The organism is Amycolatopsis iheyensis, assembly GCF_024703995.1.
Lineage (GTDB): Bacteria > Actinomycetota > Actinomycetes > Mycobacteriales > Pseudonocardiaceae > Amycolatopsis > Amycolatopsis iheyensis.
On record NZ_JAMXQV010000011.1, the window covers coordinates 164738 to 178385 of the forward strand.

The following is a 13648-nucleotide window of genomic DNA, read 5'->3' on the forward strand; positions in this document are numbered from 1 at the left end:
ACGCTCGGCGTGGCCTGAGCGGCGAGCGCTGTGTTGTTTGATTCACTCGCAAGCTCGCTCATGAGCGCACCACCATTTCCCGTCCGCCGTCCGGACCCGAGCCGTTCCGCCCGCTGCCGTTGCCGTTGCCATTCTCGGCCGGGGCACCGCGGGCGGGTAATCCTGGATTGCCCTGATTTCCGGCGGCCGGACCCTCACTGTCCGCGCGGCGGGCCACATGGAACGAGAGTATCTGCAGCTCCACGGCCAAATCCACTTTGCGGACCTCGATGTGAGCAGGAACCTGCAAAACGACCGGGGCGAAGTTGAGGATGCACTGGACACCGCCCGCGACCAGGCGGTCACAGACCGACTGCGCGGCGGTGGGCGGGGTGGCGATGACGCCGATGGAGATGCCGCGCTCGGCGCAGATCCGCGGGATGTCGTCCATGTGCGACACCGGGAGCCCGCCGACGGGCACGCCGATCAGGTCCGCGTCCAGGTCGAACAGGGCCTCGACCGGGAAGCCGCGCCCCGGGAAGCCGCCGTAGTTGGCCAGCGCGTGACCGAGGTTGCCGATGCCGACCACGGCCACTTTGTGCTGGCGGGTCAGGCCGAGGATGCGCTCGATCTGGCTGACCAGGACGCTGACCTCGTAGCCGACGCCGCGGGTGCCGTAGGAGCCCAGGTAGGAGAGGTCTTTCCGCAGTTTCGCGGAATTGACGCCGGCCGCTTGGGAAAGCTCTTCGCTCGAAACGGTCGTCGCGCCCTGCTCGGACATTCCGGACAGCACGCGGAGGTAGACGGCGAGCCTCGCCACGGCCGCTTCCGGGATGGACTTCGCCCGGACGGCCTCGGGGGCATCCCCGTTGCGCCCGGCCGGGACCGCCGGTATTTCGGCGGTGGGGGCGTTGTCGGCGTCCGGCGTGGCTTGACGGCGGGGCCGTCGTGGCGCCCGACCCGGGGAGTCCGCGGCGTCGCGCCTCCCCCGCTGTGTCACCACGCCGTTGTCTCCTGCCCGCTGTTCGAGATGTAGCCCGGCGGCCACCGCCACGACCGTGCCGAACTGTGTCTTGACCCAGGGCGCGGGGTCCGGTTCGATGCGGACCGCCCGGGGGCGATGGTCCTACGGTAGACCACTTGTGAACGCGCGCACAAAGTCACTGGTCGGAGGCGGTTCCGGAGCGGCCCCGATCATGACACCGCGTCAGAATCCTTGCCCGCCAGGCACTTCCGCCCGCTCCCGCCCCAAGCGCCCCAATGTGGCCTTCGGTGCGTCAGACGCACCCAATGTGGCCTTCGGTGCGTCTGACGCAACCAAGGCCACATTGGGGCGCTTGAGTCAGTGGGCGTCGAGGGTGACCGAGTGCCAGCCCGTCGCGCCGTCCGGGACCGGGTCCGCGCGGTTCTCCGTCTGCGTGTAGCCGTCCTGGTCGGTCGCGCGGACGAACGCCTGGTGCGTGCCCTTCGGCACGTCCAGCTCGATCCACCACAGGCGCCAGGTGTCCTTGCTCACCTCGGCCGACAGCGTCGCCGGCTGCCAGGGGCCCTGGTCCAGCCGGACCTCGACCTTCGCGATGCCCGTGTGCTGCGCCCACGCCGTGCCGGCCAGCCGGACCTTGCCCGCCGTCACGCCCGCGAAGCCGCTCGGGGTGTCGATGCGGGACTCCGTCTTGATCGGCGCCTGCTCGGCCCAGCCGCGGTCGAGCCAGTACGACTGCCGCGCGTCCCACTTCGTGAACTCCAGCGACTCGACCCACTTCGTCGCGGACACGTACCCGTACAGCCCCGGGATGACGATCCGCGCCGGGAAGCCGTGCTCGATCGGCAGCGGCTCGCCGTTCATGCCGATCGCCAGCATCGCGCCCCGCGTCGGATCCAGCGCCACGTTCGCCGGGGTGCCGCACGTCCAGCCGTCGACGCTGGTGGCGTACATCTGCTCGGCCCCGGCCTGCACCCCGGCCTGGTCGAGCAGGTCGACGAGGTCGACGCCGAGCCAGGTCGCGTTCGAGATCAGCGGCCCGCCGACCTCGTTGGAGACGCAGGTGAGCGTGACGCGGCGCTCGACCAGCGGCCGGTTCCGGATGTCGGCGTAGGAGAACGTCACCTCGCGATCGACCATCCCGTGGATCTTCAGGCTCCAGTCCTCGGTGCGGATCTGCGGCACGACCAGCGCGGTGTCGATCCGGTAGAAGTCGCCGTTCGGCGTGATGAACGGCGGTGAGCCGAGCTTGACGAAGTCCGCGTCGGCGGGCAGCGGCGGCGCGGTCCGCGCGGGGGTCAGCGGCCCGACGGCGGCCCGTGAGTCCTCGGCGTTCTTGCTGGTCCCGGCCACCTGCCCGACGACGGCGGCGATCCCCGACCCGGCCGCGACGCCGACCCCGGCCCGCAGAAACTTCCGGCGGTCTAAGCCCCGGTCGTGGATCACGTCCACCGGCAGCGCGACCCGGTGCAGCATCGTGAAGGCGATCAGCCCGGCGACGAGTGCGGCGACCGGCGCCAGCAGCGAGACCTGCCCGAGGTCGCTGCGCGCGTAGACCGCGGCGACGCCGGCCGCGCCCAGCAGGAAGACCAGGATCTGCCCGGCGCGCGGCGTCCGGCGGGAGAGCTGCCCGGCGAGCACCGCGAACAGCACCAGCACCACCCCGAGCCCGACCTTGAGGATCGGCTTGTCCCAGGTGCCCAGCGTCCGCTCGGCCCACTTCACGATCGCGGTCGGGCTGTGGTCGATGACGTAGTTCGCCACCGCGATGAACGGCGACGCCGTGTACCCGACGAAGCCCGCGACCAGGTGCCCGACGCCGAGGGCGGCGGCCAGCGCGAGGAGCCCGATCAGCGTCGCGACCGGGAGTGAAAGCCGTCTCGGCGCCTCGGGCGGTGCTTCCTGCAGAGTGCTCACGCCTCCATCTTCGGAGCCGTGCCGTGAAGCGGCTGCTCGATCCCGCTTACGGACCTGTTACGGCTTGAGGGCCTTCCGCAGCCGGTCCTCTTCGACGCGCCAGTACCCGTGCTCGGCCCCGTCGACCAGGATCACCGGGACGCGGTCGCCGTACTCGGCCCGCCACTCCGGGTCGGTGTCGACGTCCTCCGCGCGCCAGGGAACCCCCAGCTCACCGCAGATCCGGGCGACCTCCGCCTCCGCGACCTCGCAGAGGTGGCAGCCGTCGCGGCCCATGACCGTCACTTCGTGCGCCATGGCGTCAGTACTACCGCAACCGCACGCGGCGCAGCTTGCCGGTGGCCGAGTGCGGCAGCGACTCGGCGAACTCGACGGCGTGCGGCACCTTGTAACCCGCCAGGTGGGCCGCGCAGTGGTCGACGACCTGCTGCTCCGACAGCGACGCCCCGGCGGTCGGCACGACGAACGCCTTCACCGCTTCGCCGCTTCGCTCGTCCACCACCCCGACGACGGCGGCTTCGGCGACCTCGGGCAGCTGCCCGATGACCTCCTCGACCTCGTGCGGGAAGACGTTGAAGCCGTTGACGATGATCAGGTCGTTGGCCCGGTCGACCAGGTGCAGGTCGCCGTCGACGTCGAGGTAGCCGACGTCGCCGGTGCGGAACCAGCCGTCGGAGTCGGGCCCGTGACCGCCGTCGGGCCAGTAACCGGAGAACAGGTTCGCGCCGCGGATCGACACCAGCCCGGTCTCCCCCTCGGCCTCGAAGACGTCGTCGACGTCGTCCGGGTCGAGCGGCACGGCCTGGTCGGTGCCGTCGCTGTCGACCAGCCGCAGCTCGACGCCGGGCAGCGGCCGGCCGACCGAGCCGGGCTTCGGGTAGCCCGTGACCAGCGTCGAGGTCACCACCGGCGCGCATTCGGTCAGGCCGTAGCCCTCGAAGACGTCGAGGCCGGTGGCCTCGCGGATCGCGCCGAGCACCTTCGGGTGCAGCGGCGCGGCGCCCGAGGTCATCCGCCGGACGGTGGTCAGCTTCGCGCGCAGCTCCTCGGTGCCGAGCGCGGCGAACTCCGTGTACATCGTCGGGACGCCGGTGATCGTCGTGACGCCGTGCTCGGCGCAGTCGTCCAGCGTGCGCTGCGCCTCGAAGCGCTCCGAAAGGACGGCGGTCGCGCCGACCTCGACCGCGTGCAGCAGGCCGGGGCCGAGGCCGTAGACGTGGAAGAGCGGGATGGTGATCAGCACGCGGTCGTCGTGGTCCAGCGCGCCCTCGACGCCGCTGATCTGCGCCAGGTTCGCCAGCAGCGCGCGGTGCGACAGCATGACGCCGCGCGGCGGCCCGGTGGTGCCGGAGGTGTAGGAGACGACGGCGATGTCCTCGCCCGCGCGGCCCGCGTCGACGGATTCGACTGCTCCATCCGGGTCGGATTCCGGAGTGAGACCGGTCACGCCGGCCGGCAGCTCCTCTTCGGCGTCGCGCGTGATGACAACCTTGGCACCGCTGTGCTCGAGCAGCTTCTCGAGTTCGGGGCCCGGCGCCTGCGGCGACAGCGGCACGACGATCGCCCCGGCGCGCAGGGCGCCGAAGAACGCGACCACGAAGTCCACCGACGTCGGCAGCCGCAGCGCCACCCGGTCACCGGGCGCGACTCCCGCGTCCGCGAGCCGCCTGGCCTGCGCCTGGACGACGTCGGCCAGCTCGCCGAAGGTCAGGCCGCGCTCACCGCCGGTCTCGCGCACGGCCGGGTGGTCCGGCCACGTGGCCGCGGCCCGCGTGAGCAGCCCGCCGACCCCCGACTGCGTCCCCTCTGGAGCACTCACCCGTGGTCCACCTCTCCTCGACCGGCCAAACCGTTGCAAGTCTGTCATTCGGAGCGACGTCATGGGTGCTGACCGCGAGCGTCGCGTTCCTGCAACCCCCGAGCCAGTACCCAGCCACTACCCAGCCACTACCTACTTCGCGGTAACTACACGTATGCTGCACTGCGTCGCGGGGTGGTGTTGATCACCGCCGCGACCGGAGAGAGGGAGTCGCCGTGACGAACTTGCCTGCCCACGAGGCCGTGGGGCATGCGAGCCGGCAGGCCCCTGCTCGTCCGAGGTCCGGGGGTACCGTGGCCCGCTGGGTCAGAGCCGCCGCCGGAGGTGCCGCCCGATGACCGTCCCCACCGCCGTGAGCCGCGGGCCCGTCTTCATGTTCGCCGAGCGCGTGTTCGGGCGATCGAACACCGTGCCGCTGAGCAGGCAGGCGTCGGACGAAGAGCGCGCCGAAGCGGCCAAGGCCGAGGCCTGGGACCTGGTGCGCGCCGCGCAGGACGGCGACTCGTCCGCGTTCGGCCGGCTCTACGACCGCTACGTCGACGTCGTCTACCGGTACGTGCTCTTCCGCCTGGGCGACCGCGACCTGGCCGAGGACGTCACCAGTGAGACGTTCCTGCGCGCGCTGCGCCGGATCACGTCGGTGAGCTACCAGGGCCGTGACGTCGGCGCCTGGTTCGTCACCATCGCCCGCAACCTCGTGCTCGACCACGTGAAGTCGAGCCGGTTCCGCCTCGAGGTCGTCACCGACGAGGTGACCGAGCCCGGCTCGGCGCCGTTTTCCGTCGGCGCGAGCGTCCAGGCCGGTCCCGAGCAGGAGGCGATCAGCCGCGCGACCCGCACCGAGCTGCTGCGCTGCGTTGCCGAACTGGGCGACGACCAGCGCGAATGCATCATCCTGCGGTTCCTGCAGGGCCTGTCGGTGGCGGAGACGGCGCAGATCATGAACCGCAACGAAGGGGCGATCAAGGCGCTCCAGCACCGCGCCGTACGCCGTTTGGCACAACTTCTGCCCACCGGATTGCGCTGATCCCGCGAACTTTTCGGTCCGTCGACCGGATCCGGTAACCCTCGCGCCTTCTTAATCGTTACTCCTGCCAGACCGGTGTCAGGACCGGCCATGGCCAGATGGAGCTGCGCAGTGAGGTTTGCGCGTGAGCGAGCCGAGATCGATCGGTTCGCGCGTGCCCTGGAGCCGTCCCCGGTACGCCGGGACGGCGAGTTCGCCGACGAGCTGGCGCTCGTCGGCGCGTTGCGCGAGCTCGGTGCGGCCGGGGCCCCGGACCTGGAGACGCGGCAGCGGATCCGCGCGGAGATCGCGGGCCGCCTGGAGACGGCGGCGGCCACCCCTCGTCGGAGGTGGCGGCCGCGGACCGCCGACCTGGTGGCCGCCGCGCTCTTCCTGTTCCTCGTGCTTTCCGGCCTGACTCTCGTGCTTTCGCGCAGCGCGTTGCCGGGCGACCCGCTGTACGGCGTGAAGCGCGCCGGGGAGTCGACGGCGCTGGGCCTGACCTTCGGCGACGAGGCCAAGGCCCGCAAGCACCTGGAGTTCGCGACCAACCGCGTCACCGAGCTGGGTGAGCTGGCTTCGGAAGGCGCGAGCGACGCCGACTACCGGACGGCGTACGACGACTTCGCGGCCGACCTGAAGGCCGGTGTCACCCAGATGGCGACCGTGGCGACCAGCGACGGCGGCGGCGCGCAGGCGCTGTCCGACGTCCGGCTGTGGGCCCGCAACCAGGAGGCGCGGCTCGCGGCGCTGCCGGCCGGCGCGGCTCCCGTGCTCGGCGAAGTCCGCGAGCTACTCGGCAAGGTCCAGGAGCGCACGAGCGGGCTGGCGGCCCGGATGAACTGCTACCAGATCACCACCGGGACGTCGGACGACCTGGGCCTGATCCCGGCGACCGGCGCCTGCACGCAGCGGCCGGCGCCTTCGTCCGGCGGCGAGCCGACGTCGGCGGCGCCTCAATCGTCGACGCCGAGCACGGAGACGGCCCCGACGGGCACGCAGCTGCCGCCGTCGAACGCCGCGTCGACGCGGGGCCTGCCCGCGCCGACCGGCGGGGTCACGCCGCCGCCCGTGTACGGCCAGGTGCCGACGACCACGCCGCGGCCGCCGGTGACGTCGACCACGCAGCCGCCGCCGCTGGTTTCGATCCCGCCGCTGCTCCCGGGCCTGCCGCCGATCGTGATCGGCTGAGGTCCGGGCCACACCCGCGACGACTCGGTGGGCGGCTCGCTACGCTGTGCGCAGGAGACGTGGAGGCGGTGTGCGTGTCAGCTTGGCGTGGCAGGGACAAGAGTCAGGAGCTCGAACGGCTCGCCGCGCTCGCGGGCGAGGCGTCGGCCGAAGCCGCGCACGCGCTCTCCGAACCGCCTTCCCCGCCCGCACCGCCGGACCTCACCGCGGCCGCGTTCTTCGACGTCGACAACACGATGATGATGGGCGCGTCGATCTTCTACTTCGCCCGCGGCCTCGCCGCGCGGAAGTTCTTCACGTCGTCCGACCTCGCGGGTTTCGTCTGGGGCCAGATCAAGTTCCGGCTCGGCGGCCGTGAGAACAAGGAAGACATCAAGACCCACCGCGAGCGCGCACTGTCCTTTGTAGCCGGTCGCACGGTGGCCGAGCTGACGTCGATCAGCGAAGAGATCTACGACGAGCTGATGGCGGACAAGATCTGGTCGGGCACGCGCGCGCTGGCCCAGATGCACCTCGACGCGGGCCAGCGCGTCTGGCTGGTCACGGCGACCCCGATCGAGCTGGCGGCGATCATTTCCCGCCGCCTGGGCCTGACCGGCGCGCTGGGCACGGTCGCGGAGACCCGCGACGGCGTGTACACCGGCCGCCTGGTGGGCGACCTGCTGCACGGCCGGGCCAAGGCGCACGCGGTGCGCGCGCTGGCGTCCCGCGAGGGCCTGAACCTCAAGCGCTGCACGGCTTATTCGGACTCGGCGAACGACATCCCGATGCTGTCCGCCGTCGGCACGGCGGTGGCGGTCAACCCGGACGGCGGCCTGCGCGACGTCGCGCGGGCGCGTGGCTGGGAGATCCGCGACTTCCGGACCGGCCGGAAGGCCGCGAAGATCGGCGTGCCTTCGGTGCTCGGCGCGGGAGCGCTGGCGGGCGCGGTGGCGGCGGGAATGGCTTACCGCCGCCGCTGACCCAGGCCCGATGCGCCCCAATGTGGCATTGGGTGCGCTCAACGCACCGAACGCCACATTGGGTGCGTCCAACGCACCCAACGCCACATTGGGTGCGTCCAACGCACCCAACGCCACATTGGGGCGCTTGAGGGTCAGCCGCGGAAGACCGACTTGCGCTGCGAAAGCCGCCGGTAGAGCGTCTGCTGGATCGACTCGCGGACCTGGTCGTTCAGCTGGAACACCAGCATCGGGTCGTCCACCGCGTCCGGGCCGTAGGAGTCCGTCGGGATCGGCTCGCCGAACTCGATGCTCCACTTCGTCGGGAGCGGGAGCGCGCCCAGCAGGCCGAAGTGCGGGAACAGCGGCGTCACCGGGAAGTACGGCAGCCCGAACATCCGGGCCAGGATCTTGATGTCGCCCAGCTTCGGGTAGATCTCCTCGGCGCCGATGACCGACACCGGGATGATCGGCACGCCCGCGCGCAGCGCCGCCGACACGAAGCCGCCGCGGCCGAAGCGCTGCAGCTTGTAGCGGGACGAGAACGGCTTTCCGACGCCCTTGAAGCCCTCCGGCCACACGCCGACCAGCTCGCCGCCGCGCAGGAGGCGTTCCGCGTCCGCGTTGCAGGCCAGCGTCTGGCCCGACTTGCGGGCGAACGACCCGACCAGCGGCAGCTGGAACACCAGGTCGGCGCCCAGGCCGCGCAGGTGCCGGCCGCCGGTTTCGTCGTGGACCGCCACCGCCGTCATCAGCGAGTCGAGCGGCACCGTGCCCGAGTGGTTCGACACCAGCAGCGCGCCACCGGCCGCCGGCAGGTTCTCGACGCCGAACGTGTCGACGCGGAACCACTTCTTGTACAGCGCGCGCAGCGGCGGCAGGAAGACCGCGTCGGTCAGCTCGGCGTCGAAGCCGAACTCGTCGACGGTGTAGTCGCCGGTCAGGCGGTCGCGAATGAAACCGAGCGCCGAGCGCGCGACGTCCGACAGCGGCTCTTCCGGAGTCTCCTTGTCGGCGCCGGGAAAGGCGACGACCGGCGCGTCCTGCTCGCGGATGTCTTGTTCGACCGGCTTTTCACGGCCCGGTCCGTGCAGGGGGATGACCTGTGCCTCGGCACCGCTCACCGTCTCCGCCTCGCTTCCGAACTCGTCCAGGTCGTACGGTTTGGTCATCGGCTCTGCCCGGTCGCCGCGGCGACGAGCACCTTCCCGGCCAGGCCCGCCAGCTTCCCGCCGTCGAGCACCGGCCGGAGCCCACGTCCGGTGATGTAGTCGTCGAACGTCTCACGCGTGGTCCACCGCGGGGTGTACCCGAACTCGGTCTTCAGCTTGGTGATGTCGACGACCCGGCCGAAGTTCAGCAACCGGACCTGGTCGGCGGAGAAGTCCACGACGCGGGCGCCGCGCAGGACCTTGCCGACCGACGGCACCACGGTCCGCGGCATCGGCAGCTCGACCCGGCCCGCTCGCCGGATCGCCTGCGAGAGGGTGAGTACCCCTTCCGAGCCGACGTTGAACACGCCGGGTTTGTCGGTCAGGGTCGCGCGTTCCAGCACGGCCAGCGCGTCGGAAGAGTGCAGCAGCTGGATGCGGGCGTCGTAGCCGAAGACCGTCGGGACGACCGGCAGCGCGAAGTAGCGCGAAAGGACGGTGTCGGTCTCCGGCCCGATGATGTTGGCGAAGCGGAACAACGTCGTGGTGATGTCGGGGCGGCGCCGCACCAGGCCGCGCACGTAGCCCTCCATCTCGACGGCGTCCTTCGCGTACCCGCTCGACGACGTCGGGATCAGCTCGGAGTCCTCGGTGAACACCGCCTGCGAGCGGGCGCCGGCGCCGTAGACGGCCGCCGTCGACTTGACCACCAGCTTGCGGACCAGCGGCGAGCGCTGGCAGGCGGCGAGCAGCCGCATGGTGCCGATGACGTTGACTTCCTTGATCGCCGTGCGGCGCCCCGGCCCGGCCGGGTGCGCGGTGCAGGACGCGTGCACCACCGTGTCGACCTTCGCGGTGCTGATCACCTTGGCGATCAGCGGGTTCCGGATGTCGGCGCGGACGAACTCGGCGTGGCCCATGCGCTGCAGCACCGTCTTGTCCGGTGCCACCGTGTCGACACCGATGACCCGCTCGAAATCGGGGTTGTTGCCCAGCCGGGCGAGCAGTTTCCCGCCCAGTTCGCCGGCGACCCCGGTGACGAGCACGATGTTCGACGGCATGCGACTCCCTGCGGCGTAGGGCGTGGTGGGGGTGGACGATCACCCGAAGTGCGCGGGCCTGCACTCACTGGAAGCATCGCGCGGACACCCTTGAGATGTTACCGCTCTTCAGTGGTAGCTCCGGGGTGTCTTACGTGCTATTAACCGCTTCGCGCCGGAATGCGACGAAGACCTCACTCGAACGGGGGGAAGCGGCCCACCACATGGACGTGGCCCGTCCAGAGACTGGACGGGCCACGGTCACGCTCAGGCAAGCAGACTTACTTGCCGGCCTTACGACGCTGGACGCGCGTACGGCGCAGCAGCTTGCGGTGCTTCTTCTTCGACATGCGCTTGCGGCGCTTCTTGATCACAGAGCCCATGGGCGCTCCTTAGGTCGTCGTCGGTCACGCTGCCCGGCGCAGCGTCCAACGGGTGGAGCGCACAGGCACGAGCGGTTTTCCAGGTTACCCGTCACCCGGCGCGGGCCGGTCGGCGGGCACGTCGTAAGGCGACGTGCCGCCGGCCGCGGCGTGGCTCAACCCACGTCGTAGTAAGCGCCCTGGAGGTACTCGTGCACTGCTTTTTCCGGCACCCGGAAGGACTTCCCGACCCTGACGGCGGGCAGCTCACCTGAGTGCACGAGACGGTAGACGGTCATCTTGGAGACCCGCATCAGCGTGGCCACCTCGGCGACCGTCAGGAACTGGACCTGCCCGACTGCCGGCAGATCCTCCTTCTTGTTCGGCGACATGTTTACCGCGTCCTTCGACACGTGTCGCGCCACGAGGCTTCCCCACCTGTGGTATCGACACGCACGTGCTCTATCGAGAGTAGCGGGACTGGTGGGACTAATGCGACGCCTGTCACCGAGATGGGCCCCTACCAGCGCTAACGCACAGCCACCCGCGCGTGCAAGACCGCCGTAATCGCCCATTACGGCGAATTCGGGCCCGTGGTGCCCGGTTCGAGAGGCAGTCGCAGCGCCCGGACGGTGAACGAGATGGCGTGGTACCAGCCACAGACCAGCAGCAGGTCGAGGGCGCCGTCCTCGCCGGCCGCGGCCACCAGGTCCGCCCAGGTCCCGTCACCGAGGTCACTCGTGGCGTGCAGCTCGTCGACGGCCGTGAGCACCGCGCGGTCGGCCGCGTCCCAGCAGGCGTCCGCCGGGCTGCCGGTGGCCAGCGACCGGAGCTGCGGCTCGTCGAAGCCCGCCTTCGCCGCGAAGGTGGCGACGTGGACGCCCCACTCGTAGTCGGCGCCGCAGCGGGCGGTCGTCCGGTGGATGACCAGCTCACGCTGCCGGACGGTGAGTGCCGAGTCCCGCGAGAAGTAGTACCGGCCCCAGCCCGAGATCCCCTTCGCGAGTTCGGGCCGCCTCGCCCAGACACGAAACAGCTGGATGGGTGGGCCGAGCTGCCCGAGCGCGGCCGTGGTTTCGGCGTCGAACGGCGGCTCGAGGGGCGCGATCCGCGCCTGCTTCGATTTCAGAGGCATGGCGGGACGCTAGCATCGGCGCTTCGGAAAGGAAAGCACGATGACACCACTACCCGGCCGTCCCGTCCGCGGGTCGACGACCGGCCGTCCGGTCATGGCCCTGCTCGACCTGCTCGGCCGGCGCTGGGCGCTGCGGATCCTCTGGGAGCTGCGCGACGACGCGAAGCCGACGTTCCGTGAGCTGCAGCAGCGCTGCGACGGCGTCTCGTCGAGCGTCCTGACCACCCGGCTGCGTGAGCTGGGCGACGCGGACCTCGTCGACCACGCCGACGGCTACACGCTCACCGAGCAGGGCAGGTCGCTGTTCACGACGCTCGTCGAGCTGGACACCTGGGCGAACGGCTGGCGGCCGCGTCAGCCTTCGTGAGCCTTGCCCAGCGCCTCGGAGCGGTCCTTCGCCGCCTCGATCGCGTCGAGCAGCGCCGCCCGGACGCCGTGCTTCTCCAGCTCGCGGATGGCGTTGATGGTCGTCCCGGCCGGCGACGTCACGGCCTCGCGCAGCAGCACGGGGTGCTCTTCGGATTCGGCGAGCATCTTCGCCGCGCCGACGGCCGACTGGATGATCAGCTGCCCCGCCAGCGCCCGCGGGAGGCCGAGCAGGATCCCAGCGTCGATCATGGCCTCGACCAGGAAGAAGAAGTACGCCGGTCCCGAGCCGGAGAGGGCGGTGACGGCGTCCTGCTGGCCTTCGGGCACCTCGACGACCTTGCCGACGTGCGAGAGCAGGTCACGCACGACGTCGAGGTGGCCGGCGGAGGCCCAGCGACCGGCGGAGATGGCGCTCATGGCCTCGTTGACCAGCATCGGCGTGTTCGGCATGACCCGCACGACGGGCACGCCCTCGGCCAGCCGCCGCTCGTAGAGCGAGGTCGGCAGCCCCGCGCACAGCGACACGACCAGCGACGACGGCCCGAGCAGCGGCGCGAGCTCTTCGAGCACCGGGTCGATGTCCTGCGGCTTCACGGCGACGACGAGGACATCGGCCTGCTTGGCGGCCTCTTCGACCTCGACGCCGCGGATCCCGTAGCGCGCGGTGAGCTCCTCGACGCGCGCCGGGTACCGCTCGGTGAAGAGCAGGTCGCCCGGCTGGTGGCCGCCGTGCAGCAGCCCCGAGAGCAACGCCTCGCCGATCTTTCCCGCACCCAGCACCGCGATGACCGTCATGGCGTAGAGCGTGCCAAACGCGCCTCAGGCCCCCAGTGCCACCCCTGCCGCAGTGGTCGTGAGTGTTTAGGAGGGTTCTAACCCTCCTAAACACTCACGACAGCCAACCATGTCCTCAGCCGCCCGGTGCCGGGGCGAGCCCGAGCTGCCGGGCCTGGCACACCAGCCGCCCCTGCGCGTCCACCACCGTGGCGTCCGAGTCGAACCACGACTCATGCACCGACCGGGACTCCACCACCACGCGCAGCCAACCAGGGGCCGGGCGGGTGCGCAGCAGAGCGGTCAGCTGGACCGTCGGCGCCCAGCCGATGCGGCCCAGGTTCATCACCACCGGCGGGTTCACGTCGGACGCCAGCAGCGCGAAGTACGGGTCCACCAGGCCCTGGCGGGGCCGGACCCACAGCCGCATCCGGGGCGGCTCGCCGGTGCGCCCGGCCAGGTAGCCCGCGGTCGCCGGGTCGAGGCGGACCTCGCAGCCCTTCGCCAGGTTGAACGGCCCTTCCGTGCTCTCGGCCATGGCGATCGCGCCCGGCGGGGGCTCGGCCGGCATCGACGGCACGTCCGTCCACTCCGGGCGGCGCATCGGCAGCCGGCCCGTCGTCACCCGGGCCTCGACGCAGCTGCGGCCGCGCTGCTCCAGCCGGACCTCGACGACCGTCGCGCGGCGGCCGACCTTGCGGACGTCCGTGCGCAGCAGCACCGGCCCCAGCGCCGGCGCGTGCAGGAACTCCGCGCTGATGACCAGGGGCTCGGCGTGCGGCTCACCGCGTTCGTGCAGGGCGGCGATCGCCGCCTTGGCCAGCAGGGCCAGCAGGAAACCCCCGTGCGGGTGCGAGCCGATGGCCCATTCCGCACGCAGCACCGCGGTGAAGGTGCCGTCCCCCAGCGACCGCGCCGCACTCGCCGTGTCGAAGGACGCGGCGGTGCCGTCCGTTCCGCTCACGAACGCGCCGTACCAATG

15 protein-coding genes are annotated in these 13648 nt (G+C 71.2%); 4 read left to right on the forward strand and 11 right to left on the reverse strand.

From position 1 onward, the window contains the following. Nucleotides 1-58: 58 nt before the first annotated feature. From M8542_RS21595 to M8542_RS21610, 4 genes are all read right to left on the reverse strand, one after another. Nucleotides 59-982 carry a redox-sensing transcriptional repressor Rex gene (locus M8542_RS21595; RefSeq protein WP_257922150.1) on the reverse strand — a complete coding sequence of 308 codons (924 nt, stop codon included), beginning with the start codon at nt 980-982 and terminating at the stop codon, nt 59-61. A 339-nt stretch (nt 983-1321) separates the two neighbouring features. Beyond that, nucleotides 1322-2878 carry a molybdopterin-dependent oxidoreductase gene (locus M8542_RS21600; RefSeq protein WP_257922009.1) on the reverse strand — a complete coding sequence of 519 codons (1557 nt, stop codon included), beginning with the start codon at nt 2876-2878 and terminating at the stop codon, nt 1322-1324. 57 nt (nt 2879-2935) lie between these two features. Then, nucleotides 2936-3175 (reverse strand): glutaredoxin family protein, encoded by a 240-nt coding sequence (locus M8542_RS21605; protein ID WP_257922010.1) that lies wholly within the window; start codon nt 3173-3175, stop codon nt 2936-2938. A gap of 10 nt (nt 3176-3185) precedes the next feature. Continuing rightward, nucleotides 3186-4697, reverse strand: a complete 1512-nt coding sequence (locus M8542_RS21610) for an AMP-binding protein (RefSeq protein WP_257922011.1) — start codon at nt 4695-4697, stop codon at nt 3186-3188. Nucleotides 4698-5031: 334 nt separating this feature from the next. On the opposite strand from M8542_RS21610, the gene M8542_RS21615 reads away from it, so the two are divergent. From M8542_RS21615 to M8542_RS21625, 3 genes are all read left to right on the forward strand, one after another. After that, nucleotides 5032-5724, forward strand: coding sequence for a sigma-70 family RNA polymerase sigma factor (locus tag M8542_RS21615; protein ID WP_257922012.1), 693 nt, complete (start codon nt 5032-5034; stop codon nt 5722-5724). 111 nt (nt 5725-5835) lie between these two features. Then, complete coding sequence (locus M8542_RS21620) at nt 5836-6894, forward strand: DUF5667 domain-containing protein (protein ID WP_257922013.1); 1059 nt, start codon at nt 5836-5838, stop codon at nt 6892-6894. Between the two features lie 74 nt (nt 6895-6968). Beyond that, complete coding sequence (locus M8542_RS21625; protein ID WP_257922014.1) at nt 6969-7856, forward strand: HAD family hydrolase; 888 nt, start codon at nt 6969-6971, stop codon at nt 7854-7856. Nucleotides 7857-7990: 134 nt separating this feature from the next. On the opposite strand, the gene M8542_RS21630 is transcribed toward M8542_RS21625, so the two are convergent. The 5 genes from M8542_RS21630 to M8542_RS21650 all read right to left on the reverse strand — a co-directional run bounded on the left by M8542_RS21630 (nt 7991) and on the right by M8542_RS21650 (nt 11523). After that, entirely contained in the window at nt 7991-9007 is a 1017-nt protein-coding gene (locus M8542_RS21630) for a lysophospholipid acyltransferase family protein (RefSeq protein WP_257922015.1), read from the reverse strand. Beyond that, nucleotides 9004-10047: an NAD-dependent epimerase/dehydratase family protein gene (locus tag M8542_RS21635; RefSeq protein WP_257922016.1), complete on the reverse strand. Its 1044-nt coding sequence runs from the start codon at nt 10045-10047 to the stop codon at nt 9004-9006. Before M8542_RS21635 ends, M8542_RS21630 begins: the two co-directional genes overlap by 4 nt. Nucleotides 10048-10307: 260 nt before the next feature. Further along, nucleotides 10308-10409 (reverse strand): 30S ribosomal protein bS22, encoded by a 102-nt coding sequence (locus tag M8542_RS21640; RefSeq protein ID WP_007030867.1) that lies wholly within the window; start codon nt 10407-10409, stop codon nt 10308-10310. Nucleotides 10410-10564: 155 nt separating this feature from the next. Next, entirely contained in the window at nt 10565-10780 is a 216-nt protein-coding gene (locus M8542_RS21645) for a helix-turn-helix domain-containing protein (protein ID WP_013222402.1), read from the reverse strand. A gap of 182 nt (nt 10781-10962) precedes the next feature. Then, entirely contained in the window at nt 10963-11523 is a 561-nt protein-coding gene (locus tag M8542_RS21650; protein WP_257922017.1) for a carboxymuconolactone decarboxylase family protein, read from the reverse strand. A gap of 40 nt (nt 11524-11563) precedes the next feature. Between M8542_RS21650 and M8542_RS21655 the strand changes: the two genes are divergently transcribed. Next, on the forward strand, nt 11564-11890 hold the full coding sequence (locus M8542_RS21655) for a winged helix-turn-helix transcriptional regulator (protein ID WP_257922018.1): 327 nt from the start codon (nt 11564-11566) through the stop codon (nt 11888-11890). Here the strand turns inward: M8542_RS21655 and proC are convergent. Together proC and M8542_RS21665 are read right to left on the reverse strand one after the other, a co-directional pair. Beyond that, nucleotides 11878-12687, reverse strand: coding sequence for a pyrroline-5-carboxylate reductase (proC, locus tag M8542_RS21660; RefSeq protein WP_257922019.1), 810 nt, complete (start codon nt 12685-12687; stop codon nt 11878-11880). The genes M8542_RS21655 and proC overlap by 13 nt on opposite strands. A gap of 115 nt (nt 12688-12802) precedes the next feature. Then, nucleotides 12803-13630 (reverse strand): thioesterase family protein, encoded by an 828-nt coding sequence (locus M8542_RS21665; RefSeq protein WP_257922020.1) that lies wholly within the window; start codon nt 13628-13630, stop codon nt 12803-12805. Between the last annotated feature and the right edge of the window lie 18 nt (nt 13631-13648).